Annotated in this window: 23 protein-coding genes and 2 pseudogenes; 14 read left to right on the forward strand and 11 right to left on the reverse strand. The window is 71.7% G+C overall.

Features of this window, described 5'->3' with window-relative positions; all coding sequences use genetic code 11:
* Positions 1-14: 14 nt before the first annotated feature.
* On the reverse strand, positions 15-1,496 hold the full coding sequence (locus tag ACFYZE_RS09110; protein ID WP_388990383.1) for an MFS transporter: 1,482 nt from the start codon (positions 1,494-1,496) through the stop codon (positions 15-17).
* Between the two features lie 85 nt (positions 1,497-1,581).
* On the opposite strand from ACFYZE_RS09110, the gene ACFYZE_RS09115 reads away from it, so the two are divergent.
* Positions 1,582-1,989, forward strand: coding sequence for a MarR family winged helix-turn-helix transcriptional regulator (locus ACFYZE_RS09115; protein WP_388990385.1), 408 nt, complete (start codon positions 1,582-1,584; stop codon positions 1,987-1,989).
* Here the strand turns inward: ACFYZE_RS09115 and ACFYZE_RS09120 are convergent.
* Entirely contained in the window at positions 1,976-2,716 is a 741-nt protein-coding gene (locus ACFYZE_RS09120; protein WP_388990387.1) for a maleylpyruvate isomerase family mycothiol-dependent enzyme, read from the reverse strand. The two genes, ACFYZE_RS09115 and ACFYZE_RS09120, sit on opposite strands and share 14 nt — an antisense overlap.
* A 97-nt stretch (positions 2,717-2,813) precedes the next feature.
* Positions 2,814-3,983 (reverse strand): MFS transporter, encoded by a 1,170-nt coding sequence (locus tag ACFYZE_RS09125; RefSeq protein WP_388990388.1) that lies wholly within the window; start codon positions 3,981-3,983, stop codon positions 2,814-2,816.
* Positions 3,984-4,442: 459 nt separating this feature from the next.
* Here ACFYZE_RS09125 and ACFYZE_RS09130 point away from each other — a divergent pair, with 459 nt between their 5' ends.
* Positions 4,443-5,558 (forward strand): GNAT family N-acetyltransferase, encoded by a 1,116-nt coding sequence (locus ACFYZE_RS09130; protein ID WP_388990391.1) that lies wholly within the window; start codon positions 4,443-4,445, stop codon positions 5,556-5,558.
* A 76-nt stretch (positions 5,559-5,634) separates the two neighbouring features.
* On the opposite strand, the gene ACFYZE_RS09135 is transcribed toward ACFYZE_RS09130, so the two are convergent.
* The gene (locus ACFYZE_RS09135) at positions 5,635-7,080 is read right to left on the reverse strand and encodes a glyceraldehyde-3-phosphate dehydrogenase (protein WP_388990393.1); all 1,446 of its coding nucleotides are present in this window, start codon (positions 7,078-7,080) and stop codon (positions 5,635-5,637) included.
* 147 nt (positions 7,081-7,227) lie between these two features.
* On the opposite strand from ACFYZE_RS09135, the gene htpG reads away from it, so the two are divergent.
* Positions 7,228-9,135: a molecular chaperone HtpG gene (htpG, locus tag ACFYZE_RS09140; protein ID WP_388990395.1), complete on the forward strand. Its 1,908-nt coding sequence runs from the start codon at positions 7,228-7,230 to the stop codon at positions 9,133-9,135.
* Positions 9,136-9,173: 38 nt separating this feature from the next.
* Here the strand turns inward: htpG and ACFYZE_RS09145 are convergent.
* A pseudogene (locus ACFYZE_RS09145) lies at positions 9,174-9,407 on the reverse strand (SDR family NAD(P)-dependent oxidoreductase); the annotation flags it as partial.
* Positions 9,404-10,441: a LacI family DNA-binding transcriptional regulator gene (locus ACFYZE_RS09150; RefSeq protein ID WP_388990397.1), complete on the reverse strand. Its 1,038-nt coding sequence runs from the start codon at positions 10,439-10,441 to the stop codon at positions 9,404-9,406. The gene ACFYZE_RS09150 and the pseudogene ACFYZE_RS09145, both read right to left, overlap by 4 nt.
* A gap of 249 nt (positions 10,442-10,690) precedes the next feature.
* On the opposite strand from ACFYZE_RS09150, the gene ACFYZE_RS09155 reads away from it, so the two are divergent.
* From ACFYZE_RS09155 to ACFYZE_RS09170, 4 genes and pseudogenes are all read left to right on the forward strand, one after another.
* Positions 10,691-11,359: a bifunctional 4-hydroxy-2-oxoglutarate aldolase/2-dehydro-3-deoxy-phosphogluconate aldolase gene (locus tag ACFYZE_RS09155; RefSeq protein ID WP_388990399.1), complete on the forward strand. Its 669-nt coding sequence runs from the start codon at positions 10,691-10,693 to the stop codon at positions 11,357-11,359.
* A complete protein-coding gene (locus ACFYZE_RS09160) occupies positions 11,356-12,318 on the forward strand; it encodes a sugar kinase (protein ID WP_388990401.1) in 963 nt (320 codons plus the stop codon). The genes ACFYZE_RS09155 and ACFYZE_RS09160 overlap by 4 nt, the downstream gene beginning before the upstream one ends.
* A 45-nt stretch (positions 12,319-12,363) precedes the next feature.
* On the forward strand, positions 12,364-13,437 hold the full coding sequence (locus tag ACFYZE_RS09165; RefSeq protein ID WP_388990402.1) for a lactonase family protein: 1,074 nt from the start codon (positions 12,364-12,366) through the stop codon (positions 13,435-13,437).
* A gap of 45 nt (positions 13,438-13,482) precedes the next feature.
* Positions 13,483-15,002, forward strand: a pseudogene (locus tag ACFYZE_RS09170) (alpha-N-arabinofuranosidase).
* A gap of 54 nt (positions 15,003-15,056) precedes the next feature.
* Here ACFYZE_RS09170 and ACFYZE_RS09175 read toward each other — a convergent pair.
* Positions 15,057-16,892, reverse strand: coding sequence for a glycoside hydrolase family 15 protein (locus ACFYZE_RS09175; protein ID WP_388990404.1), 1,836 nt, complete (start codon positions 16,890-16,892; stop codon positions 15,057-15,059).
* Between the two features lie 116 nt (positions 16,893-17,008).
* Positions 17,009-17,788, reverse strand: a complete 780-nt coding sequence (locus tag ACFYZE_RS09180) for a DeoR/GlpR family DNA-binding transcription regulator (RefSeq protein WP_388990406.1) — start codon at positions 17,786-17,788, stop codon at positions 17,009-17,011.
* Between the two features lie 132 nt (positions 17,789-17,920).
* Between ACFYZE_RS09180 and ACFYZE_RS09185 the strand changes: the two genes are divergently transcribed.
* Both ACFYZE_RS09185 and ACFYZE_RS09190 read left to right on the forward strand, forming a co-directional pair.
* A complete protein-coding gene (locus ACFYZE_RS09185; RefSeq protein WP_388990408.1) occupies positions 17,921-18,817 on the forward strand; it encodes an SIS domain-containing protein in 897 nt (298 codons plus the stop codon).
* A 12-nt stretch (positions 18,818-18,829) separates the two neighbouring features.
* A complete protein-coding gene (locus tag ACFYZE_RS09190; protein ID WP_388990410.1) occupies positions 18,830-19,714 on the forward strand; it encodes a ketose-bisphosphate aldolase in 885 nt (294 codons plus the stop codon).
* A 46-nt stretch (positions 19,715-19,760) separates the two neighbouring features.
* Here the strand turns inward: ACFYZE_RS09190 and ACFYZE_RS09195 are convergent, their stop codons facing one another.
* On the reverse strand, positions 19,761-20,903 hold the full coding sequence (locus ACFYZE_RS09195) for a methyltransferase (RefSeq protein WP_388990412.1): 1,143 nt from the start codon (positions 20,901-20,903) through the stop codon (positions 19,761-19,763).
* Positions 20,904-20,974: 71 nt separating this feature from the next.
* Here ACFYZE_RS09195 and ACFYZE_RS09200 point away from each other — a divergent pair, with 71 nt between their 5' ends.
* From ACFYZE_RS09200 to ACFYZE_RS09215, 4 genes are all read left to right on the forward strand, one after another.
* Complete coding sequence (locus tag ACFYZE_RS09200) at positions 20,975-21,664, forward strand: alpha-ketoglutarate-dependent dioxygenase AlkB family protein (RefSeq protein ID WP_388990414.1); 690 nt, start codon at positions 20,975-20,977, stop codon at positions 21,662-21,664.
* Positions 21,661-22,899: an ROK family protein gene (locus ACFYZE_RS09205; protein ID WP_388990415.1), complete on the forward strand. Its 1,239-nt coding sequence runs from the start codon at positions 21,661-21,663 to the stop codon at positions 22,897-22,899. Before ACFYZE_RS09200 ends, ACFYZE_RS09205 begins: the two co-directional genes overlap by 4 nt.
* 235 nt (positions 22,900-23,134) lie before the next feature.
* Entirely contained in the window at positions 23,135-23,419 is a 285-nt protein-coding gene (locus tag ACFYZE_RS09210; protein WP_388990417.1) for an SHOCT domain-containing protein, read from the forward strand.
* Complete coding sequence (locus tag ACFYZE_RS09215) at positions 23,416-23,634, forward strand: hypothetical protein (RefSeq protein WP_388990419.1); 219 nt, start codon at positions 23,416-23,418, stop codon at positions 23,632-23,634. The genes ACFYZE_RS09210 and ACFYZE_RS09215 overlap by 4 nt, the downstream gene beginning before the upstream one ends.
* A gap of 39 nt (positions 23,635-23,673) precedes the next feature.
* Here ACFYZE_RS09215 and ACFYZE_RS09220 read toward each other — a convergent pair whose 3' ends face one another.
* Complete coding sequence (locus ACFYZE_RS09220; RefSeq protein ID WP_388990421.1) at positions 23,674-24,198, reverse strand: ATP-binding protein; 525 nt, start codon at positions 24,196-24,198, stop codon at positions 23,674-23,676.
* A 244-nt stretch (positions 24,199-24,442) separates the two neighbouring features.
* On the reverse strand, positions 24,443-24,766 hold the full coding sequence (locus ACFYZE_RS09225) for a hypothetical protein (protein WP_388990423.1): 324 nt from the start codon (positions 24,764-24,766) through the stop codon (positions 24,443-24,445).
* 419 nt (positions 24,767-25,185) lie between these two features.
* Here ACFYZE_RS09225 and ACFYZE_RS09230 point away from each other — a divergent pair, with 419 nt between their 5' ends.
* Positions 25,186-26,295, forward strand: a complete 1,110-nt coding sequence (locus tag ACFYZE_RS09230; RefSeq protein WP_388990595.1) for a PLP-dependent cysteine synthase family protein — start codon at positions 25,186-25,188, stop codon at positions 26,293-26,295.
* The last annotated feature ends 30 nt before the right edge of the window (positions 26,296-26,325 follow it).

Below are 26,325 nucleotides of genomic sequence, written 5' to 3' on the forward strand. Positions count from 1 at the left end.
GAGGAGGCGTCCCCCTAGTCGCGGACCGCCACCGGTTCCGCGTTCACCTCCTCCTGGAGGGACTTCGCGACCACCAGGGACCGCTGTGTCCGACGCGTGCGCAGACCCGAGAGGGTGATCAGCAGACCTGTCAGGGCGATGCCCGTTACCACGATCAGGCCGGGCCGGTAGCTGTCGAGGACGGCCTGCGCCGAGGGATGCGCGGGGGCGTTGGCGGTCACCACCGCGGTCACGACGGCGAGGAAGATCGCGCCGCCCACCTGGACCGAGGTGTTGAGCAGGCCCGACACCATGCCCTGTTCGTGGTCGTCGACGCCGTTCGTGGCCTGGATGTTGAGCGAGGGGAAGACCAGGGCGCAGGCCGCGCCGATGAGCAGCATGCTCGGCAGGATGGCCGCCGCGTACGCCGGGTGCAGGTTCACGCGGAGGAACAGGGCGTATCCGACGACCATGAGGGCGAAGCCCACCGCGATCAGCCGCTGGGTGCCGAAGCGGTCCACGATCGCGCCGACCTTCGTCGAGGACACGGCCACCAGTGCGCCGGCCGGGAGGAACGCGAGTGCCGTGTGCAGTGCCGACCAGCCGAGCAGCGACTGCATGTACAGAGTGACCAGGAACTGGAAGCCGACGTAAGAGCCGAAGAAGGCCATCGCCCCGAGCTGGGCGCGGACCTGGTTGCCGGAGCGCAGCACGCCGAGCCGGATGAGCGGTCCCGCGGAGCGCCGCTCGACCAGGACGAAGACGGTCAGGAGCGCGGCGACGGCGAGGAAGGACAGCAGCGTGCGGGCGGAGGCCCAGCCGACGTGCGGCGCCTCGACGACGGTGAAGACGAGCAGCAGCATCGACGCGGTGCCGAGGACGGCGCCGGGGATGTCGTAGCCGTTGTGGTCCTTCTCGCGTGCGCTGCGCGGCAGCAGCCTCAGGCCCGCGAGCAGGGCGAGCAGCGCGATCGGCGCGGGCAGCAGCATGGTGAGGCGCCAACTGGCCTCGGTGAGCAGGCCGGACAGCACCAGGCCCATGGAGAAGCCGGTGGCGGCGCAGGTGGTGTAGATCGACAGGGCGCGGTTGCGCAGCGGGCCCTCGGGGAACGTCGTGGTGATGATCGACAGGCCCGCCGGTGCGGTGAACGCGGCGCTCAGGCCCTTGATGAACCGGCTGGCGATCAGCAGCGGACCGGAGTCGACGAGCCCGCCGAGCAGCGAGGCGAGCGCGAAGACGCCCAGCGCCACCAGGAAGACCTGGCGCCGGCCGAGCAGGTCGGCGGTGCGTCCGCCGAGGAGGAGCAGCCCGCCGTAGCCGAGGATGTAGCCGCTGACGATCCACTGGAGCGTCGACGTCGTCAAATGGAGGTCGGTCCCGATGGACGGCAGGGCGACGCCGACCATGGACACGTCCAGTGCGTCGAGGAACATCGCGGCGCAGAGCACCAGCAGGGTGCCCCACAGCCGGGGGGTCCAGCGTCCTTCGAACGCGGGTGTGGTGAGCGGAGAGGTCATGCCAAGAGACTTTCATGCATCTGCATCCAATGCAAGCGCATTTAATTCAGATGCATGAAAGCCGGTTCTCTGCTACGGTGCGGCCATGGCTGCCAAGGACGAGGCGGACACTCCCGATCGGGCGCTGGTGGACCAGTGGCGCGACATCCTGGCGCTGCACGCCCGCACCCAGTGCGAGCTCGACCGCGCCCTGCACCAGCACGGCCTGTGCGCCAGCGACTTCGAAGTGCTGGACGTGCTGTCGGACGGGCCGGGGCCGGCGGCGGACGGCTCCTACCGCGTCCAGGAGATCTCCGAGCGGGTCCACCTCAGCCAGAGCGCGCTGTCACGGTTGATCGCCCGCCTGGAGAAGGACGGTCTGGTCGAGCGCGCCCTGTGCGCCGAGGACCGGCGGGGTGTGCGGGTGACGCTCACCGACAAGGGCCGCGCCCTGCACGGCGAGGTGCGGCCGGTGCAGCGCGCGGTGCTGACGAAAATGCTCAGCCCCAGGTGACGGCGGACCTCTCGCGCCACAGCGTGGCGAGGGAGGCGTCACCGGTCACCTCCCGGAACGGCAGCCGGTTCCACAGCGACAGATACAACCCCGCGGCGGGACCGGCCACTTCGCAGTCGGCGCCGCCGCTCCCGCCCCGCTCGGTCACGGGCGGCTCGCCCGACAGCCGTACGGTCCACACCGCGCCGTCGGCGTCCGTCGCCCGCACCCGCAGCACCCGCGGCTCCTCGCTGCGGACCCTGCTCTTGGCACGGGCGTGGAAGCCGCGCAGCAGCTCGTCGATGCCGTCCACCGCGAACTCCCGGCCGATCGCGATGGACGTACCGCCGCGCGCCGACTCGGCGTCGATCCGGTGCACGGTCGTCTCGTGCGCCTGCCGCCGGGCCCAGAAGGCCAGTGGCGAGGGCGCGGGCAGGAAGTGCCAGCACCGGACGTCGGGCGCGGCGGTGGAGAGGGTGTCGACGAGGTACCGGTGCCCCTCCCGGAACCAGGCCGTCAGCTCCGTCCCGTCGAGGTCCGGCAGCCCGCCGTCCGGGTGGTAGGAGGTGTGCCCCTCGGCGACGAAGGCCGCCGCCCAGCGGTGCACCACGCCGGTGTGCCGCAGCAGATCCCGCACCTGCCAGCCCGGGCAGGTCGGCACCTTCGCCTCGGTACCCGCCTCCTCGGCCGCAGCGGCCAGCAGCCGGCCCTCCCGGTCCACGGCTCGCACGAACTCGGCAGTCTCCATGGGGGCCAGTGTGCCGGATGATGCGCGCTCCAGGGCGAGAGCGCCCCATGTGCCAAGGGCCCCCGGCCTGTGTGCCGTCCTCGACGGCCTCTTCCGCTCACAGGCGGCCGGCGGTCGCGCGGCGCGCCCCGTAGGCGATCGCGGCGGCGACGGCCGCGAGGGCCGCCACGCTGGTGAGCGCGGTGGGCAGCGAGAACCAGTCGGCCATGAACCCGATGGCGGGCGGGCCGAGGAGCATGCCGCCGTAACCGAGTGTCGAGGCCACCGCGACTCCGCCGGGGCCCGCGAGCGCACCGGCGCGCTCCACGGCGACCGGAAAGAGGTTGGCGAGGCCCAGCCCGGTGACGGCGAAACCGAGCAGGGCCGCCCACACCGACGGCGCGAGCGAGCCGAGCAGCATGCCGGCCGACGCGGTGGCGCCGCCGGCCACCACCGTACGGACCCGCCCGAGCCGTTCCAGGAGCGTGGTGCCGCTGATCCGGCCCACCGTCATGGCGAGCGCGAAGCAGGAGTATCCGGCCGCCGCCACCCCGGGGTGGGCGCCGAGGTCCTGTTCCAGGTGCAGCGCGCCCCAGTCCGCCAGCGCGCCCTCACCGTAGGCGGTGCACAGCGCGATCAGACCGAACACGGTGACCAGGCCCCGCGTGCGGGTGCCGGGACGGTGCGGCGCGGTGTCCTCGGGCCGCGCCCTGTCAGGCGGTTCCGGAGGCCGCTGACGCAGCAGCGTCGGCCCGGCGGCGGCGGTCACGAGCAGGCCCGTCACGGTCAGCCCGAGCAGGTGCCTGGTGGGCGACAGCGATCCCGCGACCAGCCCGCCGAGCCCGGCGCCCACCATGCCGCCCAGGCTGAACGCGGCATGGAAGCTGGGCATCACCGGCCGTCGCAGTGCGGCCACCAGGTCGACGGCGGCGCTGTTGAACGCGACGTTGATGCCTCCGTACGCCATCCCGAAGACCAGCAGAACGGCGCCGAGCGCCGGTGCGGAGTGGGCGAGCGGGGGCAGGGCCACGCTCAGCGACAGCAGGACCGCACAGACGACGGTCACCGGGTGGCTGCCGAACCGGCGGCAGAGCCGGCCGGTGAGCGTCATGGTGATCACCGCGCCCGCGGACACTCCGAGCAGCGCGAGCCCCATGGCGCTCGCCGACGCGCCCGCCTGCTCCTTGACGTCGGGGATACGGACGACCCAACCGGCGAAGACGAATCCGTCGAGGGCGAAGAAGGCGGTGAGGGCGACCCGGAGCCGGGTGAGGTCGCTGCCTGGCACGCCTTTGTGCAGGACTGATTTGTTTATGAGCGGCACAAAATGAGGCTAGGAGAGTTCTCCTGGGCCGGGCAAGACGATGGCGGACACCGGCCGAGCCGGGCGTCGCACGCGCCGGAACGGGGAGTCCGGTAGGCGGGCGGCCCCGAGCCTGCCGAACAGAACGTCTCACGCGCGAACTTTCGTGGCCGTAGGCACCCTTGACAGTGTGCGCACTGTTTCGCGACGTTTGATCCTTGCCGAACGTTCCCGTCCCGGTCCTCGATCGTGGAACGAGCGCGTACACGGCGTGGGCCGGCAGGGGCCCGAAGCAGTGACAGGACGCGGACAGCGTCACAGGGGGGAGCGGTCGTCCGATGCGATCCACGAGCAGATCCATGAGTAGTCTTCACCACGCCTTGCCGGGCTGTGCCGTCACCGGCACGTTCCTCGCGGAGCCTGCGCAAGGGCGGTTGATGTGAGGTGGACGTCACCATTCACCGGCCGCACGAGCTGAGCGACGCGCTCCGCGGGGCCTGGCACCGGGCCATGGACGCGTCGCCCGAATACGCCAACCCCTTCCTGGCACCCGAGTTCGCGACCGGTATCGGCCGGTATCGCGGTGGGGCACGGGTGGCGGTGCTGCGCGAGAACGGGGAACCCGTCGGATTCCTCCCGTACGAGCGCAACGCCCTGGGCGTGGGCCGGGCCATCGGTCTCGGACTGTCCGACTGCCAGGCGCTCGTGCACCGACCCGGGATCTCCTGGGACGCGCGGGACCTCCTGGAGGCCTGCGGGCTGTCCATCTTCGAGTTCGACCATCTCGTCGAGGAGCAGAAACCCTTCGGCCGACACGTCACGGGGACGTTCGCCTCACCGGTGATCGATGTGAAGCCCGGCGACGGCGACTACCCGCACTGGCTGCGCGGCACGTATCCGGGGCTGGCCAAGACGGTCCTGAAGAAGGAGCGCCGTGTGGGGCGTGACGTCGGCGAGGTGCGGTTCGTCTTCGACGAGCGCGATCCGCGGGCGCTGCGCACGCTGATGCAGTGGAAGTCCGCCCAGTACCGCCGGACCGGACGGATGGACCGGTTCTCGCGGCCGTGGATCGTCGACCTGGTGGACCACCTCTCCCGCCTTCGCGAGGAGCACTTCACCGGCGTGCTGTCCGTGCTGTACGCGGGCGACCGGCCGATGGCCGCCCACTTCGGGCCCAGGTCCAGCACGGTGCTCGCTGCCTGGTTCACCGCCTACGATCCCGAACTGCACTACTACTCGCCCGGGTTGATGATGCACCTCCGGCTGGCCGATGCGGCGGCCCGGCACGGTGTGACGCTCGTGGATCTGGGGCGGGGCGACAAGGAGTACAAGGACTGGCTCAAGACCCGGGAGTTGCGGGTGGGCGAGGGGTTCGCCACCCGCCCCCACCCGGTGGCTGCGGCCTACCGGCTGTGGCGCAGGCCCGTGCGCGGCCTGCGCAACACGGTCCTGGCCCACCCCGAGCTGCGGAAACCGGCCGACCGGCTGCTGAAGACGGTCGGCACCCTGCGCACGTCGGGCGCGGCGGACTCCGGCAGAGGGCGACCCCGAGCGCGCTGAGGGGCGTCCCGCTCCCGGCACCGCGTGTCCGCCGTGCCGGGAGTCCGCCGGATCCGGTCCAGGCCGACGCGTCCGCTCAGACCGCCGGCGCCGGGTAGGTCGGGTACTCCACGCCGGAGACGTGCTGGACGACCCGGATGACCTGGCAGGAGTAGCCGAACTCGTTGTCGTACCACAGGTAGAGGATCGCGTTGTCGCCATCGACCTTGGTGGCGCCGGCGTCGACGATCGAGGCGTGGCGCGAGCCGATGAAGTCGCTCGAGACGGCGTCGGGGGCGCTGATGAAGTCGATCTGGCGCTTGAGGGGCGAGGTCAGCGACACGTCACGGAGGTGGGTGAGGACCTCGTCGCGGGTGGTCTCGCGGGCGAGTCGCAGGTTGAGGATCGCGATGGAGACGTCCGGCACCGGGACGCGGATCGAGCTGCCGGTGATCCTCGCCTTGAGGTCGGGCAGTGCCTTGGCGACGGCCGAGGCGGCACCGGTCTCGGTGATGACCATGTTGAGCGGCGCAGAGCGGCCGCGGCGGTCGGACTTGTGGTAGTTGTCCAGCAGGTTCTGGTCGTTGGTGAACGAGTGGACCGTCTCCACGTGCCCGCGCAGCACGCCGAACTCGTCGTCCATCGCCTTCAGCGGCGGCACGATCGCGTTGGTGGTGCAGGACGCGCAGGACAGGATCCGCTCGTCCGGCTTGATCATGTCGTGGTTCACACCATGGACGATGTTGGGCACGTCGCCCTTGCCCGGGGCGGTCAGGACGACCTTGTCGATACCGGGACGCAGGTGCTTCGACAGGCCCTCGCGGTCACGCCACTTGCCGGTGTTGTCGATGAGGATGGCGTCCTTGATGCCGTACGCCGTGTAGTCGACCTCGCTCGGATCCTCGGCGTGGATCACCTTGATCTCGTTGCCGTTGGCCACGATCGTGCCGTTCGCCTCGTCGACGGTGATCGTGCCGTGGAACTGGCCGTGGATGGAGTCGCGGCGCAGCAACGAGGCGCGCTTGACGAGGTCCTGGTCACCACCGCCGCGTATGACGACGGCGCGCAGTCGCAGCCCGTTGCCGGAGCCGGCCTTCTCGATGAGCAGGCGGGCGAGCAGGCGCCCGATGCGGCCGAACCCGTAGAGGACGACGTCACGCGGCTCACGGCACTCGATCTTGTTCGCCCCCGTGGCGCCGGCGACGGCTTCGGCGGTGAACTCCGCCACCGACAGACCCCGGTCGTCGGCCTTGTACGTGGCGGCGAGCATGCCGATGTCGATCTGGGAGGGGCCGAGATCGAGGGCGGTGAGCGCCTGGAGGAACGGCAGCGTCTCGGTGACCGAGAGCTCCTCCCCGGCGATCTGCCGGGCGAACCGGTGGGTCTTGAGGATGCTGACCACCGACTTGTTCACCAGGGAGCGACTGTGAAGGAGGACTGTGACGTCCCGCTCCCGGTGCAGTCTCCCGATGATCGGGATCATCGACTCCGCGATCTCCTCGCGGTGCTTCCAGCTGGTGAACGAGTCGTCATTGACAGTCACAGTCTTATCTTTCGAGCTAGGCGGCGCTCATATGCTAACCCCTGTCGTTCGATTATCGGCGACGGGTCGGCACCCCACCCTCACCTGGTGTCCTACAGTGACTACCAACCGTTCCGGCGACTCAGACCCGTGAGGTAATCGCGAACCATGCCGACCCAGACGTTTGAGTTCCAAGTAGAGGCCCGTCAGCTGCTGCAGCTGATGATCCACTCGGTCTACTCGAACAAGGATGTCTTCCTGCGCGAGCTCGTCTCCAACGCCTCCGACGCGCTGGACAAGCTGCGCCTCGCCGCGCTGCGGGACGACACGCTCGACGCCGATGTGTCCGACCTGCACATCGAGATCGAGATCGACAAAGACGCCCGCACCCTCACCGTGCGGGACAACGGCATCGGCATGTCGTACGACGAGGTCGGGCAGCTCATCGGCACCATCGCCAACTCCGGCACGGCCAAGTTCCTCAAGGAGCTCAAGGAGGCCGAGGACGGGGCCGGAGCCGAGGGGCTCATCGGACAGTTCGGTGTCGGCTTCTACTCCGGTTTCATGGTGGCGGACGAGGTGACCCTGGTGACCCGCCGCGCCGGCGAGAGCCAGGGCACCCGCTGGACGTCCCGCGGCGAGGGCACGTACACGCTGGAGAAGGCCGACGACGCGCCGCAGGGCACCGCGGTCACCCTGCACCTCAAGCCGGCGGACCCGGACAACCAGCTCCACGACTACGCCTCCGAGTGGAAGATCAGGGAGATCGTCAAGCGGTACTCCGACTTCATCACCTGGCCGATCCGGCTGGTCTCCCGGGCGGCCGCGGCAGAGGGCGAGGAGACCGCGCGCGAACCCGAGACGCTGAACTCGATGAAGGCCCTGTGGGCGCGCTCGCGCGAGGAGGTGTCCGACGACGAGTACCACGAGCTGTACAAGCACATCGGCCATGACTGGCGGGATCCGCTGGAGACGATCCGGCTGCAGGCGGAGGGCACCTTCGAGTACCAGGCCCTGCTGTTCCTCCCGTCGCACGCCCCGCACGACCTGTTCACGCAGGGCTTCAGGCGCGGGGTGCAGCTGTATGTGAAGCGCGTCTTCATCATGGACGACTGCGAGGCGCTGCTGCCGCCGTACCTGCGCTTCGTCAAGGGTGTCGTCGACGCGGCGGACCTCTCGCTCAACGTGTCCCGCGAGATCCTGCAGCAGGACCGCCACATCCGGATGATGCAGCGCCGGCTGACGAAGAAGGTCCTGTCCACGGTCAAGGACATGATGACCGGTGCCCCGGACCGGTACGCCACCTTCTGGCGGGAGTTCGGCGCCGTCCTGAAGGAGGGGCTGGTCACCGACCCCGACAACCGCGACACGATCCTTGCCGTCTCCTCGTTCGCGACCACGCACGGCGACGACGAGCCGACCACGCTGAAGAGCTATGTGGAGCGGATGCAGGACGGGCAGGAGGACATCTACTACATCACCGGTGAGTCCCGGCAGAGCATCGAGAACTCCCCGCACATGGAGGCGTTCCGGGACCGCGGCATCGAGGTGCTGCTGCTCACGGACCCTGTCGACGAGGTATGGGTCGACGCCGTGGGCGAGTACGAGGGCAAGGCGTTGCGGTCCGTCACCAAGGGCGAGATCGACCTCGGCGCGCGGGGGGACGAGAAGGGCGACGACGAGCGGGAGAAGCAGGCCGAGGAGTTCGCGGGTCTGCTCGGCTGGATGAAGGAGCAACTGGACGAGGACATCAAGGAGGTGCGGCTGTCGTCGCGCCTCACCGTGTCGGCGGCCTGCATCGTCTCCGACGCACAGGACCTGACCCCGGCCCTGGAGAACATGTACCGGGCGATGGGCCAGGAGGTGCCGCGCACCAAGCGGATCCTGGAACTCAACCCCGACCACGCGCTCGTGAAGGGCCTGAACCAGGCGTACAAGGAACGCGAGGACCGCACCGTGCTCGCCGAGACCACCGAACTGCTGCACGGTCTGGCGGTGCTCGCCGAGGGCGGCCAGCCCAAGGAGCCCGCGCGTTTCGTGAAGCTGGTGGCGGACCGCCTGGAGCGCACGCTGTAGCTCCGGCCGGACATCGGGAGTTCGGGGCGCATCTCGCCGACGGCGGCGGCCCACTCGCCGGGCGAGGTGACGTCGAGACGGCGGCTGTGCGCCTGGCCCCCCTTGGCGCGGATCGCCTCGGCCACCCGGTGAACGGCCTCCGCGTCGACATCGGTGACGACGACGGACGCCCCCTCCGCGGCAAGGCGGTGGGCGGTGGCCTCGCCGATGCCGGAGCCGGCCGCGGTGAGCAGGGCGGTGCGGCCCGCGAAGCGAGCGGAGGCGACGGTCACGGAGCGTCTCCGGGGCGTGCGGTGGAACCGCGCAGCACCAGGTGCGGCTCGGTGGGTACGACCACGTCTCCTGGCGGCGTGCCCTGGATGGCGGCGACGAGGGCGTCGACGGCGGCTGTTCCCAGCTCGTACAGGGGCATGGCCACGGTCGTCAGCGGCGGGTGGAGGTGCCCGGCGACGGGCAGGTCGTCGTTGCCGACCACCGAGATGTCCTCGGGAATCCGAAGCCCCAGGCTCCGGATCGCGCCCATCGCGCCGATGGCCTGGGCGAGTGAGCTGGTGTAGAGCGCGGTGACCGGGGGGTGCGGGTCGCCGTCGGCGGGCAGGAGCAGTTCCAGTGCCGCGGACACACCGCCGTCCTCGGTGAAGTCGCCGGAGGCGACGGGAGCGGCGACCGAGAGCTCCTCGGCGTGTCGCAGGAACGCCTGCTTGCGGGTGTCGCTGGGGGCGATGCCCGGCGGACCGGCGATGTGGCCGACCGCTCGGTGGCCGAGGTCGTACAGGTGGTCCAGGGCGGTGACGCTGGAACGGGCCACGTCCATGGTGACGTTCCGGCCGGATCCATCGACCGACCGGTTGAGGAAGACGTGCGGGACCGGACTGCGGCGGAGCGCGTCGAGCAGGGGGTGACCGGGACGGGCCGAGGCGATCAGCAGGCCGTCCACGCGTCCTTCCTGGACCAGGTCGTTGAAGGACTCGTCCGCCTCCTGCCCGTCGAAGTCCTCGGCCAGCAGGGAGAGATAGCCGAGCTCACGGGCCCGCTGATAGGCGCCGCGGGCGATGGTGACGTACGTCGGGTTGGTGAGGGCGGGGACCAGCAGAGCGAGGGCGTGGGTGCTGGCACCCGCCAGCGCCCGCGCCCCGGAGTGGGGACGGTAGCCGAGCGCTTTCGCGGCCTCGTGGACGCGGCGCCGGGTCTCCGGCCGGACGGACAGGTCCTGGCGGCCGTTGAGCACCTTGGACACGGTGGCCTTGGAGACCCCGGCCGCCTGTGCGACGTCCACCAGCCTGGCCCGGACGGTCTGTTGCGCCAACAGGGCACCCCTCTCGCTGGATTGGGCGGTCTTGACATGTTCCGGCGATGGAACCTAACGTCCGCGGGAGTCATGGTCAACCGGTTTCCTCAGACGGAAATAGGCGATATATCTAGGCGAAGCCCAACAAGAGTTCTGTCGTGTGGCCCGGCACATCGGCCGACCGGGCATGACACCGAACCTTCTGCCAAAGGAACTTCGCATGACCGACATGCAAGGCATCGGCAAGGCGCCCAGGACGGTGGGGTGATGGAGCGTCCCCCCGTCACCCCACAGCTCGGCCGGACCCGGGTCATGGCCATCCTCCGGTCGGCCGACGCCTCCGGACTGCCCGCCGTGGCCCGCGCGCTCGCGGACGGCGGCATCACCTGCCTCGAGGTCACCCTCACCACCGTCGGTGCCCTCGACGCGCTGGCCTGCATCCGGGACGATCTCGGACCCTCGGTGGCGGTCGGCGCCGGTACCGTGCTGACCACCGGCCAGGCCCGAGACGCGCTGGCCGCCGGAGCCGAGTTCCTCGTCGCCCCGGTCGTGGACGCCGAGCTGATCCGCAGCACCGCGAAGAGCGGCATCCCGTGCTACCCGGGTGCCTGGACGCCGACCGAGGTGGCCGCCGCGTGGCAGGCGGGCGCCGCCGCGGTCAAACTCTTCCCGGCCTGCACGGGCGGCCCCGCCCATCTGCGGCAGTTGCGCGCGCCGCTGCCGGAGATCCCGCTGATGGCCGTCGGCGGCGTCGACATCTCCCAAGCGCGCGACTACATCGACGCGGGAGCCGGCGCCGTGGGCATCGGCTCGCCGCTGCTGCGCGGAGCGGACCGGGACCCGGGCGCCAAGGCCCTGGGAGCGCTCACCGAGAGGGCGCGCACCCTGCTCGCCACGGTCGGGGCGACCTCCGCGGCCGAGGAGGTCGGCCGATGAACAGGCCCCCGCGCACCCCGCCGTACCTGGTGGCGGTCGGGGAGACCCTCGCGGCCCTGTCCGCGTCGCGGCCGGGCCCGCTCTCCCTGGGCGCCGAACTGCGCCTCGGGCTCGCCGGAGCGGAGTCGAACGTCGCCGTGGGGGTCAGCCGGCTCGGTGGCCGCGCCGTCTGGATCGGCCGCGTCAGCGAGGACGCGCTCGGCGACCTCATCCTGCGCGAGCTGCGCGCGGAAGGCGTCACCGCCCTCGCCGTACGCGACCCCGCCCCCACGTCGCTCCTGCTGAAGGAACGACGCACCGCCGGCCACCACCGCACGCGCTACTACCGCACCCACACGGCCGGTACCGGACTGTCCCCGCAGGACATCCCCGAAGACGTCGTCGCCGGCGCGGCCGTCCTGCATCTCACCGGGATCACCCCCGCGCTGGGCGACGGACCCGCGAAGGCCGTCACCCGGGCTGTGGACATCGCCGCCGACGCGGGAGTCACCATCTCACTCGACATCAACTTCCGCTCCCTGCTGTGGAGCGAGGAGGAGGCCACAAGCGCCCTGCTGCCGCTGCTGCGCCGCTGCGACCTGGTGTTCGCGGGAGTGCACGAGGCCCGGCTCGCGGTCCCCGGCACCGACGACCCGGAGGAACTCGCCCGGGGGATCCGCGACCTCGGCCCCTCCGGCGCCGTGATCAAACTGGGGGCCGAGGGAGCGTTCGCCCTCCTCGACGGGCAGCCCCACCGGGAGCCCGCGACACCCGTGCGCGTGCACGACTCCGTGGGCGCGGGGGACGCCTTCGCCGCCGGATACCTCGCCGAACTGCTCGCGGGCGAACCGCCCGAGAAGCGGCTGAGGACGGCTGCCCTGCTCGGCGCCTTCGCGGTCAGCACCGCGGGCGACTGGGAGGGCCTGCCCCATCGCTCCGAACTGGCTCTGCTCGACCACCACGACGACAACCTCCGCTGACAACCCGCCACCGCCCTCCTTTCAAGGAAAGCCCCGGGAAACCCCATGCCCACACCTGCCGCGTCCGGCCCCCTCCTCGTCCTCACCGGCTCCTACACACCCGACACCGGGGGCGAGGGCGCCGGACTCGCCGCCGTGCGCTTCGATCCGGCGAGCGGCCATCTGGCCCCCGAGAGCGGGCTGCCACCGCTGCCCGTCAGCGGCGCCTCCTTCCTGGCGGCGCACCCGACCCTGGACGTCGTCTACAGCACGAACGAGGCCGACCCCGGAACCGTCACCGCGGTCACCAGGCAGCCCGACGGCGCTCTGACGCCCCTGGGCACCCCGGTCGCCGGCGGCGGGACGAACCCGTGCCATCTGACCGTCCACCCCGACGGCCGCTGGCTGCTGACCGCCAACTACGGCAGCGACACCGCACCCGGCACCGTGGCCGTGCACAGGCTCGACGAGGACGGGCGGGTGAGCGAGCCGACCGACGTCGTCGTGCACGAGGGCTCGGGCCCGGTCACCGGACGGCAGGAGGGCAGCCACGCCCACCAGGTCGTCGTCGACCCGGCGGGCCGCTTCGTGCTGGCCACCGACCTGGGCGCGGACGCGGTGTTCGCCTACGTGCTGGACACCCGCGCCGGAACGCTCACACAGACCGCGGTGAGCCGGCTGCGCCCGGGCTCCGGCCCCCGCCATCTCGCGTTCGCCCCCGGCGGCGAGCTGGTGTTCAGCGCCGACGAGCTCTCCTCCACCGTCACCTGCCACCGCTACGACGCCGGGACGGGCATCCTGACGGCGGGCTCCGCCGTGCCCGCCACCACGGCTCAGGACGTCGACAACTATCCCGGCGGAATCGTCGCCTCGCCGTGCGGGCGCTTCGTGTGGGTGACCAACCGCGGAGCGGACAGGGTGGCCGCGTTCCGGATCACCGGCCCCGGCCTGACGCCGATCGGTGAGTTCCCCAGCGGCGGCACCTGGCCCCGGGGCCTCACCCTGACGGCCGGTCACCTCCTCGTCGCCAATCAGCACAGCGGCACCCTCGCCGCGCTGCGGGTCCGGGACGACGGCACGCTCGAACAGCCCGCCCCGGCGGCCTTCCTGCCGTCGGTGGTCTGCACGCTTCCCCTCTGAAAGGCCCGCATCATCGCCCTGCGCACATATGACCGAGAGGCAGCCATGTCCGCCACCGCCCCCGCACGCTTCACCCTCGACTCGTCCTTCGGGATCGGAACCGTCCACCCCCGTCTGTACGGGTCGTTCGTGGAACACCTGGGCCGCTGCGTCTACAGCGGTCTGTACGAACCGGGCCACCCCGCCGCTGACGCCGCCGGCCTGCGTCAGGACGTGCTCGCGCTGATCCGGGAGCTGGGCGTCACCACCGTGCGCTACCCGGGCGGCAACTTCGTCTCCGGCTACCGCTGGGAGGACACCGTCGGACCGCGCGAGGAGCGGCCGGTGCGCCTCGACCTCGCCTGGAAGACCACCGAGACCAACAGTTCGGCCTCGGCGAGTTCATGGACTTCTGCCGCAAGACCGGCACGGAGCCCATGATGGCCGTCAACCTCGGCACCCGGGGCGTGGAGGACGCCGTACGGCTGCTGGAGTACTGCAACCATCCGGGCGGCACCGAAGTGTCGGACCTGCGCATCGCCCACGGCGGCACGAAGCCGTACGGCATCCGGATGTGGTGCCTCGGCAACGAGATGGACGGCCCCTGGCAGATCGGCCACAAGACGGCCGAGGAGTACGGGCGGCTCGCCGCCGAGACCGCCCGCGCCATGAGGATGATCGAGCCGGACCTGGAACTGGTGGCGTGCGGCAGCTCGGGCTCCGGAATGTCCACCTTCGCCGCCTGGGAGGCGACCGTCCTCGAGGCCGCGTACGACCTGGTCGACCACGTCTCACTGCACGCCTACTACGAGGAGACCGACGGCGACCGGGACTCCTTCCTCGCCTCCGCGGTCGACATGGAGCACTTCATCGAGTCGGTCGTGGCCACCTGCGACCACGTCCGCGCCAGGCTGAAGGCGACCAAGCGCGTCAACCTCTCCTTCGACGAGTGGAACGTCTGGTACCAGAGCCGGCCCAACCCGCACACCGTGGAGGACTGGCAGCGGGCGCCGCGCCTGCTGGAGGACGTCTACACCGTCACCGACGCCGTGGTCTTCGGCTCGCTGCTGATCACCCTGCTGCGGCACGCCGACCGGGTCACCGCCGCCTCGCTCGCCCAGCTCGTCAACGTCATCGCGCCCATCATGACCGAGCCGGGCGGGCCCGCCTGGCGGCAGACCACCTTCTTCCCCTTCGCCCAGGCGTCGCGGTACGGCCGCGGCCGGGTGCTGCGCGTCGAGGTGGACAGCCCCACGTACCCCACGGCCCGGTTCGGCGATGTGCCCCTGCTGCACGCCACCGCCGTGACCGACGACGAGACCGGCACCGTCACCGTGTTCGCCGGCAACCGGAGCCGGAGCGAGGCGCTGCCGTTGGAGGCCGACCTGAACGGCGTCGACGCGCACACCGTCGAGGAGCACCTGGTGCTGGCCGACGCCGACCCCGACGCCCGCAACACCCTGGACCACCCCGACCGGGTGACACCGCACCCGGCCACCGGCACGCTCGTCAAGGACGGGGTCCTGCGTGCCGAACTGGAGCCGCTGTCCTGGAACATGATCCGTCTGACGCGCAGGCAGAGCTGAAGGAGCGGTACACCGTGGCCCTCCCCACCGCCCCGTCCGCCGTCCTGCTCCGCCTCACCCCAGCGCCCGGTCGAGATTGAACGCCGCGCTGATCAGGGCGAAGTGCGTGAACGCCTGCGGGAAGTTGCCCTGTTGCTCGCCGGTGTGGCTGATCTCCTCGGCGTACAGGCCCAGATGGTTGGCGTAGGTGAGCATCTTCTCGAACGCCAGCCGTGCCTCGTCCAGCCGTCCGGCGCGGACCAGTGCCTCGACGTACCAGAAGGAGCAGATGGAGAACGTGCCCTCGTCGCCGCGCAGGCCGTCCGGACTGGCCTGTGGGTCGTAGCGGTAGACCAGGGAGTCGGAGACCAGGTCCTGGGTGAGTGCGTCCAGTGTGGACAGCCACTTGGGGTCGGTGGGCGCGATGAACTTGGCCAGGGGCATCATCAGCACGGACGCGTCCAGCACGTCGCCGTCCTCGTACTGGACGAAGGCCTGGCGCTTGACGGACCAGCCGCGCTGCATGATCCGCCGGTAGATGGTGTCCCGGCACTGCAGCCAGCGCACCATGTCGGCGGGCAGGCCCCGGCGGCGGGCCATCCGGATGGCCCGTTCGATCGCCACCCAGCACATCAGCCGCGAGTACAGGAACTTCTTGCGGCCGCCCCGGGTCTCCCAGATGCCCTCGTCCGGCTGGTCCCAATGGTCACAGACCCAGTCCACCAGCGCGCAGAGCTGGTCCCACTGGTCGCTGGAGATGGGCTGCGCCCACTTGTCGTAGAGATAGATGGAGTCGATCAGGGCCCCGTAGATGTCGAGCTGGAGCTGGTCGGCGGCCGCGTTGCCGACCCGGACCGGTGCGGAGCCCTGATGGCCCTCCAGGTGGTCGAGTTCGTACTCCGGCAGGTCGGTGCGGCCGTCGATGCCGTACATGATCTGCAGGGGGCCGGACGGTCCGCCGTCGCCGGGGGTGATGTGCCGGTTCACGAACTTCATGAACGCCTCGGCCTCGCCGGCGAACCCCAGCCGCAACATGGCGTAGACGCAGAAGGCCGCGTCGCGCACCCACACGTAGCGGTAGTCCCAGTTGCGTTCGCCGCCGAGCCGCTCGGGCAGGCTGGTCGTCGGCGCGGCCAGGATCGCGCCGGTCGGGGCGTAGGTGAGCAGCTTCAGGGTGAGGGCGGAGCGGTGCACCATCTCCCGCCAGCGACCGCGGTAGCGGGACTGGTGCAGCCAGCGCCGCCAGTACTCCACCGTGGCGGCGAACTGGTTCTCTGCCTCGACGCGTGCGCACATGCGCGGTGCCAGATGTCGACCGACCTGGTCCAGCGTGAACACCGTCGACTCGCCCTCGGCGAGTTTGAAGTCCGCCCACACGTCCCGGTCGTCGCCCTCCAGGGGGACGGTGGCGGTCAGGGCCAGTGACAGGTCGGCGGACTCGAAGACCGCCACGTCGCCGAGCAGCCGCAGGGTGTGCGGCTGCCTGCCGTAGTCGAACCGTGGAGCCACCCGTACCCGGAAGGGCAGGGAGCCCCGCACACAGAGGACCCTCCGGATGAGCCGGTGTCGTTCGGTCTCGACCGATGCCGCTCCGACGGGCATGAAGTCCTGCACCTCCCCGACGCCGTCCTCGGTGAAGAACCGGGTGATCAGGACGTTGGTGTCCGGGAAGTAGAACTGCTTCGTGCGGCCCGGCACGGTCGCGGCGAGTTCGAAGCACCCGCCCCGCTCGGCGTCCAGGACCGCGCCGAAGACGCTCGGGCTGTCGAAGGAGGGGCAGCAGTACCAGTCGATGGTGCCGTTGCTTCCCACCAGCGCGACGGTGCGCATGTCACCGATCAGACCGTGGTCGGCGATCGGCAGGTACCGGGAGGGCCCGGGCCCGTACTGCTCGCTCGGCGTTTCGGCCATCGCAGCCTCCCTGACCACCGGGTACGCGCACCGCAGGTCCAAGAGTAGGCGCAAGGCGAGGGGGCGGCACGGGGAGCGGATCCGCCCCCGGTTGCCGGTCGCCCGGCCACCGGCCGTCAGACCGTGATCACCCGCAGTCCCGCCTCCTCGAACCGCCGCACCGTGTCCGCTCCGGCCGCCGTGTCCGTGACCAGGGTGTCCACCGCCTCCGTCGCGCAGATCCGGGCGAACGCGCGCTGCCCCAGTTTGCTGGAGTCCGCGGCCACGACCACGCGCGCGGCGCGCTCGCACAGCACCCGGTTGATCGCGGCCTCCGCCTCGTCGTGCGCCGCCGCGCCGTGCGTGACGTCCAGGGCCACCACACCGAGCACGGCCACGTCCAGGGTCACCTGGCCGAGCACGCCGTCCGCGAGCGGACCGACCAGCTCGTACGACTGCGGTCGCGCGACCCCGCCGGTGACCACGATCTTGAACTGGGGGCGCACGGCCAGCTCGTTGGCGATGTTCAGCGCGTTGGTGACGATCGTCAGCGCGTGGGAGGCCGACGCCAGGTCACCCCGCACCGCGAGTGCCCGCGCCACCTCGGTGGTGGTGGTGCCGCCGGTGAGACCCACCGCCTCGCCGGGCGTGATCAGACCGGCCACCGCCTGTGCGATGCGCTGCTTCTCCGAGGCGCGGCGGGCGGTCTTGTAGCGCAGCGGCAGTTCGTAGGAGACCCCGTGCACGACCGCGCCGCCCCGGGTGCGCACCAGCATCTGTTGCTCCGCGAGCCGGTCGAAGTCGCGGCGGATCGTCGCGGCCGACACCTCGAGCTCGGCCGCCGCCTCCTCGACCTCCAGCCGGCCCCGCTCGACGAGCAGCTCCAGCAGCGCCTTCCACCGGGCGTCGCGGGACATCCCCACTCTCCGTTTCCTTGATCCTGCGGGTGACCCTAGCGCACCGCAGTTTCGTCGCAATGCTTGTTCATGCTTGAAAACTCCCTCTATCTTGCAAGAAAAAGCAACGCCGGATTGCTGGGAAGGTGCGGCATGACGTTTGTCGAGCAGGAGCTGACCAGCCAGCCCGAGTGCTGGACGCGCGCCGCCGAGAGTGCGCAGGGCCACAAGGACGCGCTGCCGGCGGTGGGAGAGCGGGTGGCGATCGTGGGGTGTGGGACCTCGTTCTTCATGGCGCAGTCCGCCGCCGCGCTGCGCGAGCGGTCCGGGCAGGGCGAGACGGACGCGTTCGCCGCCTCGGAGTTCCCCCACGGCCGGGCCTACGACCGGGTCGTCGCCCTCACCCGGTCAGGCACCACCACCGAGGTCCTCGACCTCCTCGGCCGGCTCCGGGGTCAGGTGCGGACCACCGCGATCACCGCCGATGCGCGCACGCCCGTGACGGAGTGCGCCGACGAGGTGGTGGAGCTCGGTTTCGCCGACGAACGCTCCGTCGTGCAGACCCGGTTCGCCACCACCGCCCTCACCCTGCTCCGCGCCCACCTCGGGCTGCACTCGGCCGCCGTGGTCACCGACGCCCGCACGGCCCTGAAGACCCCGCTGCCCGAAGGGCTCGTCCAGCGCTCGCAGTTCACCTTCCTGGGGCGCGGCTGGACCGTCGGGCTCGCCCACGAGGCCGCGCTGAAGCTGCGCGAGGCCGCGCAGGCGTGGACGGAGGCATACCCCGCGATGGAGTACCGGCACGGCCCCATCAGCATCACCACCCGCACGACCGCGACCTGGATGCTCGGCGAGGCACCCGGCCGACTGGCCGCACAGGTCCGGGAGACGGGCGGGCTGTGGGTGGCCGGCGGCCTCGACCCGCTCGCCGAACTCGTCCGCGTCCAGCGACTCGCCGTCGCCCTCGCCGTCGCCCGCCGACGCGATCCCGACCGGCCGCGCCATCTGACCCGCTCCGTGATCCTCGCACCCGATTCCCGCGCCAGGTGAGAAGGAGCAGCCGTGCCCCTCGCCCCCACCGGTGAGCTGGTCGCCGCCGCTGCCGCGGCGGGCGGTGCCGTCGCCGCGTTCAACGTCATCGCCCTCGAACACATCGAGGCCGTGATCGCGGGCGCGGAGGCCGCCGACGCCCCCGTCGTGCTCCAGGTCAGCGAGAACGCCGTCAAGTACCGCTGCGGGCGGCTTCTCCCGCTCGCCCGCGCCGCCGCCGCGGCCGCCGCGCGCGCCGCGGTTCCCGTCGCCCTCCACCTCGACCACGTCCAGAGCGACAACCTGCTCCGCCAGGCACCCGGCGCCGGGTTCGGCTCCGTGATGTACGACGCGGCCCGGCTGCCGTACCAGGAGAACCTCGCCGCGACCCGCGCCGCCGCCGACTGGGCACATGCCCAAGGGCTTTGGATCGAGGCCGAGTTGGGGCAGGTGGGCGGCAAGGACGGCGAACCGCCGCCCGACCCGCACACACCCGGCGCCCGGACCGACCCGGCCGAGGCCGCCGCCTTCGTGGCGGACACCCGCGTCGACGCGCTGGCCGTCGCCGTCGGCAGCACACACGCGATGACCACGCGCACGGCCGCACTCGACCACGGCCTGATCGAACGGCTCAGTGCCACCCTCGACGTACCGCTCGTGCTGCACGGCTCGTCCGGGCTGCCGGACCACGAACTGACGGCGGCCGTGGCGGGCGGCATCACGAAGATCAACATCGGCACCGCCCTGAACGTCGCGATGACCGACGCGATCCGGGAGTTCCTCGTCGGGCGGCCCGAGGCGGTCGACTCGCGCGGCTACCTGGGCGTGGGACGGGAGGCGATGGCCCGGACGGTGACCCGTCTCGTGACCGTGCTGCGGGACGGCGGCACGCCCGCATCGCAGCCCCCGCCCACGTAGGCGTGCCTCCCCGCGCGCCCCACGCGGGGGACCGTCGTGGGCTCGGCTACTTCTTGACCGCCTTCAGCACGACGAACTTGGGGTCGCTCGCGACGAGTTCGCTGTTGCCGAAGAGGCGGCGCAGCTTCAGGTGGTAGCCCAGGTGGCGGTTTCCGATCACCCACAGCTCGCCGCCCGGCCGCAGGGCGCGCCGCGCGCCGGTGAACATGCGCCAGGCGGTGGCGTCCGTCGTCGCCTGGTGGGAGTGGAACGGCGGGTTGTTGAGGACCAGGTCGACGCTCGCGGCGGGCACCCCGGACAGACCGTCACCGACCCGGAACTCCGCCCGCCCCCGGGCGTTGTCCCGGTAGGTGGCCTCCGCCGAGGCCACCGCCTGGTACGACTCGTCGGTGAACAACACCTCGGCCTCGGGGTCGGCCAGCGCGGCCGCCAGCCCCACGATGCCGTTGCCGCAGCCGAGGTCCACGATCCGTTCGGCGCCCCGGCCGCGCGGAAGGTGCCGGAGGAAGAAACGGGTGCCGATGTCGAGGCGGTCGGCGCAGAAGACGCCCGCGTGGTTGGTGACGGTCCGGCCGGACAACGCGCCGATGCCGTCGGGGAGTCGGTAGCGGTACGGCCACGGGTTGCTGCCCCGGTCGAGGGCCGGGTCGGGGGTGCAGAGGATCAGCCGCGCCTTCTGCTCGGCGAGCGAGGTACGGGTCGGCCCGAGGACGCGCTCGAACAGCTGCAGCGTCGAGGTGTGGATCTCCTTGACCATGCCGGTGCCGATCACCACCGTGCCCTCGTGCACGCCGGGCGCCAGCCGGTGCAGCTGGTCCTCCAGCAGCGCGAGGCTCTTCGGGACGCGAATGAGGAGCACGTCGATACGTGACGGCGGGTCGTCCCGGGTGCTGAGCAGCCGGACGGCGCCCGCAGCGACGCCGTTGCGCGCGAGGTTGGCGCGGGTCGCCTCGTGCGCCAGGAACGAGTCGGTGATCTGTGTCGGGCGGTGCGCCGCGAGCGCCGTGGTGAGCGCACCCCACCGGTCGCCGACGACCACGACCGCACCGTCGAGCGGGGTGCCGATCGCCGCGAGATGCCGCAGCAGATACGCGTCGGAGGCGTCCCAGGCGCGCAGCCGGTCGCGGGGGTCCTCCGGGAAGCGGGCCAGCGCGTACTCGCCCCACGGCGTGGTCAATCGGTCGTTCATGGTGCGTCCAGGCTAGCCGAGCCGCAGGTGGGGCCCCGTCCCCGGTGGGCCGGATACGTGATGATGGGGCCATGGACGCCGAGCTGTTCCCGCGGAGCCGCGCACAGGTCGCCCCAGGCGCGGTCCATGTGCCCGACTGGCTGGGCGCGGACCGTCAGCTGCGGCTCCTGGACGCCTGCCGGGAGTGGGTCCGCCCGCCGGCCGGACTGCGGACCGTGCGCACGCCCGGCGGGGGCACGATGACCTCACGGCAGGTCTGCCTGGGCTGGCACTGGTATCCCTACGGATACGCCCGCACGGTCGTCGACGGCGACGGCGCCCCAGTGAAGCCGCTCCCGGAATGGCTCGCCGCACTGGGCCGCGACGCGGTCGAGGCCGCCCTGGGTCAGCGGGCGGTGCCATCCGAGCCGTACGACATCGCCCTGATCAACTTCTACGGCGCGGACGCCCGGATGGGGATGCACCGCGACAGCGACGAGAAGTCCGACGCGCCCGTGGTGTCGCTGAGTCTCGGCGACTCGTGCGTCTTCCGTTTCGGCAACACCCGGACCCGGACGCGCCCTTACACGGACGTGGAGCTTCGCAGCGGGGACCTGTTCGTCTTCGGCGGCCCGGCGCGGCTCGCCCACCACGGGGTGCCGAAGGTGCGGCCGGGAACCGCGCCGCCCGCGTTGGGACTGACGGGCCGGTTGAACATCACGCTCAGGGTCAGCGGCTTCGGTCGGGACCCGGAGCGGATCATGGGAGACTCCCCCTCATGAGCGGTAAGGCGGGCCCCCGGGCGGCAGGGGAAGGGAACACACGGACACGGCTGGACCGGGGGCGCGGCGCGCTCGGACCCGCGCTGGAGCTGGTGCACACCGGCCGTGCGCCGACGCGCGCCGTGCTCACCGCCGAGCTGGGCGTCACCCGGGCGACCGCCGGAGCGGTGGCCGCCGAACTGGAGGCGCTCGGCCTGATCCGCGTCGACGCCCACCCGGGGGCCGCCGCCGGGACGCAGGGCCGGCCCTCGCACCGGCTGGAGATCGCCGACGACGGACCCGTCGCGCTCGCCGCCCAGGTGCACGCCGACGGCTTCCGGGCCGCGCTCGTCGGCCTCGGCGGCCGCATCGTCGCGACCGCCCCCGGCTGCGAGACCGTTGACGCCGACCCGGCCAAGGTGCTCGGCTCGGTCGTCGAAGCGGGCGCCGAACTGCTGCGCGAGACCGGGCGGCGCTGTGTGGGCGCCGGGCTCGCCGTGCCGTCCGCGGTCGCCGAACCCGAGGGCCTGGCGCTCAACCCGCTGCACCTCGCCTGGCCGGCGGGAGCGCCCGTACGGGAGATCTTCGCCGAGCGGGTGCGCGCCGCCGGCATCACCGGGCCCGCCTTCGCCGCCAACGACATCAACCTGGCCGCGCTCGCCGAGCACCGGCACGGCGCGGGCCGCGGCTCCAGGGACCTGCTGTGCGTGGCCACCGGGCACCGGGGCGTGGGCGGCGCGCTGGTGCTCGACGGACGGCTGCACACGGGCAGTTCGGGTCTGGCGCTCGAGGTCGGCCACCTCACCGTGAACCCGGAGGGCCGCCCCTGCCACTGCGGCAGCCGTGGCTGCCTCGACGTGGAGGCGGACCCGCTGGCCTTCCTGGCGGCGGCCGGGCGCGAGGCGGGCCCCGAGGTCTCACAGCTCCAGCAGGCCAACGACCTCATCCGCACCGCGTACGCCACCGACCCGGCCGTCCGCGGCGCCGTCGACCTGCTGATCGACCGGCTCGGCCTCGGCCTCGCCGGCCTGGTCAACATCCTCAACCCGGACCGCATCATCCTCGGCGGGCTGCACCGCACCCTGCTCGACGCCGATCCCGAGCGGCTGCGCGCCGTCGTCGCCGACCGCAGCCTGTGGGGCCGCAGCGGCCAAGTCCCCGTCCTCGCCTGCACACTCGACCACAACAGCCTGGTCGGAGCGGCGGAGCTGGCGTGGCAGCCGGTACTGGACGACCCACTGGCCGCCCTCACCTGACGCCGCTTCAGGCACCGGGCGAGGCGCATTGCGCACTCGGCCGACGGCCGCCCCCGCGGCAGCTCACCCGGTCCGGGTGCCGATGTGGGCGCCCCCTTCAAGGAGCAGCACTCGGCCGCCCGCCTACTCCCCGGGAGGTATGCGCACTGCCGCTGGCCGTACGACGACCCGGACCCCCTCCGGGAGCCAGTCTCGAGGCATCACCCGACAACCCACCGAGGGAGATGACCTCACGATGCAGACCCTGGCTCACTGGGACGGGGGCCCCGGCCCGTGGATCCTGTTCTTCCCGCTGATCTGGGCGGCCGTCGTCGTAGGCGCCGTCACCGTCCTGCGCCGTACCGCCGGGCGCGGCCGCGGCGGCCCCTGGCGCCCGATGGACGGCCGCCCCGCCGGTGACTCGCCGATCGCGGTGCTCGGCCGTCGCTTCGCCTCCGGCGAGATCGACGAGGAGGAGTACTGGCGCCGGCTGTCCGTCCTGGACGAGTACTTCCGCACGGGGAAGGGCGGTCCCGCGTGATCGCGGTGACCGGTGCGCGGGCGGCCGGGGCAGTCGACGCCGACAAGGTGTCCGGCGGCGAGCCCGCGGTGCGGGCCCTCGACAGGGTGGGTTCCGGCTTCCCGACCGGCCGTTCCACCGTGGTTTCCGACACCTCGGCGTCCGGCGAGTCCACGCTGTGGCACTGCTCGGGGGCGGCCCGCCTTGACGGCATGCGGGCCATCCCCCTGGAATGACCCGCCCGGCGCGCACGGGAAGGAGGGGTCACCGCCCGGTCAGCCGGCAACGGCGGACCGGGCGGGAGCATGTCGGGTCGCGTTCTCGTCGACCGCCGGCCCAAGGGCGGGTGCCTCGAGAGCCCGTTCGTACGGGGTACGGCTGCGCACCGGCCCGGCCGGCGCCGCCGACGGCGCGGGAAGCGTGAACCAGACGACCTTTCCCGAATCGCCGTCCGGACGCGCCCCCCAGCTGGCGGCCACGGCGGCGACCATCGCCAGACCGCGTCCGCTGGTGGCGGAGGGATCCGGCGCGCGCAACTCCGGCAGGCGCGGATCGTGGTCGTGCACCGAGACGGTGAGCCGGTCCAGCAGCAACTCCATCTCCACGGTGCACGTCTTGTCGGGCTGGGCATGCAGGTGGACGTTGGTCAACAGCTCCGTCACACCGAGCGCGGCCCGGTCGATCAAGGAATCGAGATGCCAGTAGCGCAACTGCGCCGATACGATTCTGCGGACCTGGCCGATCCGCGACGGCAGGGCTTGGAGCTCCACCGTGCAGTGCCTGCTTGGCTGGCTGATCACGGCTGCGACTCCCCGAATTGAGGTCCGGAAGAAGACACGGAGATCGGATCCAGCAGGGTGGCCGGGTGTGCACGCCGCCTGCTGTGCGGCTGAGTACTCCGGCCGCCTGGTGCGGAGCGGCTTCGTACGGGGGCCGCCCGCTGTCGTGACCGGCGGCTGGTTCTTCAGCGTAATCGCCGGTAAACCGAGAGTGATGTGAGACCAGAGTGACGCAGGGCACGCCGGGCCGCAACTCACGCCGCGCTCAGCCGCCGCGACCTGCCGCCTTGCGGACCGCCTCGATGAACCGGCGCGCCGACGGCGGCCCCGGCTGCCCCGGTGCCGGGTCGTGCTCACCGAGGGTCAGTGAGTAGCGGGTGCCGTTCAGATCGGCCAGCGCCCGGTCCTCGGGAGCGAACCAGGGCTGGGACGCACGCACCGCCTGCACCGGCGCGCTGTCGATCTCGCTGCCGTAACTGGTGAGCAGTCGCAACCTGCCGTCGCTGATCCGGACCTGCCCGGCCCGGGTGAGCGACCGCAGCCCCTTCCCGATCCGCACACCCGTGGCCGTGAACTCCGGCTCCGCCATGATGTCCGCCCCCTTGTGCGTTCGGCTGGGTCCCGCTGCGCATCCCGCCCGGCGGCGCGATCCCGCGGCCTCGATCGAGAGTTCGGTCGTGATCCAGTGTGCACCCCGGCTCGGACGGGTCTGCCGGGCGGAGCGCGCCGCACCGCCTCCCGTCCCGCGGTGCAGTCTGCCCCGGCCCGGCGCGTCGCACCAGTGCGCACACCGAGGTGGCGGCGGCCACCGGGCGCACTCGCGCGGATGCGCCCCCACGGATTTCCGCCTTTTCCCAGAGCCCTTCCCAGGTGCTCCTTTGAGTGGCTCAAAGATGCGTTTATGCAGGTGAGAAGGCATGTGAAAGGTGCCTATGATGCAGAGGTCCGACCGAGTGATCCGGACATCGGCACGCCCCGGTAAGGAGTCCCGCCGTGAGTACCTCCCAGATGACCCGACCCGGCGAGACCCTCGACGTGGACCGCAGCGACCCCGAGTACCGGGCCTGGCTGAAAGCGGCCGTCCGCAAGGTCCAGGCCGACGCCAACCGTTCCGCCGACACGCATCTGCTGCGCTTCCCGCTGCCCGAGCACTGGGGCATCGACCTGTATCTGAAGGACGAGTCGACCCACCCCACGGGCAGCCTCAAGCACCGTCTGGCGCGCTCGCTGTTCCTGTACGGGCTGTGCAACGGATGGATCCGGCCGGGCCGCCCGGTGATCGAGGCGTCCAGTGGTTCCACGGCCGTCTCGGAGGCCTACTTCGCGAAGCTCGTCGGCGTGCCCTTCGTCGCGGTCATGCCGCGCACGACGAGCGCCGAGAAGTGCCGCCTGATCGAGTTCCACGGCGGGCGGTGCCATTTCGTGGACGACCCGCGCACGATGTACGAGGCCTCGGCCGCCCTCGCGGAGGAGACCGGGGGCCACTACATGGACCAGTTCACCTACGCGGAACGCGCCACGGACTGGCGCGGCAACAACAACATCGCCGAATCCGTCTTCCGCCAGCTGGAGTTGGAGCGGTTTCCGGAACCCGCGTGGATCGTCGCCACCGCCGGCACCGGCGGCACCTCGGCGACCATCGCGCGGTACGTGCACTACATGGGGTACGACACCCGCGTCTGTGTCGCCGACCCGGAGAACTCCTGCTTCTTCGAGGGATGGACGACCGGCGATCCGGAGGTCACCTGTGACCGCGGCTCGCGGATCGAGGGCATCGGCCGGCCCCGGATGGAGCCCAGCTTCGTACCCGGCGCCATCGACCGGATGATGAAGGTCCCGGACGCGGCCGCCGTCGCCGCGGTACGGGCGCTGGAGCGGGCGATCGGTCGCAAGGCGGGCGGCTCGACCGGCACGGGCCTGTGGGGCGCGTTGAAGATCGTCGCGGAGATGGTGGCCGACGGGCGCACGGGCAGCGTGGTCACCCTGCTGTGCGATCCGGGGGACCGCTATCTGGACAAGTACTACTCGGACGTGTGGCTGGCCGAACAGGGACTGGACATCGTGCCGTACGCCGCGGCGATCGAGTCGCTCCTGCGGACGGGGGTCTGGCCGGGCTGATCCCGCGGCGCCTCGGAGACGCGGTTGGGG

This window comes from Streptomyces sp. NPDC001796, from assembly GCF_042892355.1.
Lineage (GTDB): Bacteria > Actinomycetota > Actinomycetes > Streptomycetales > Streptomycetaceae > Streptomyces.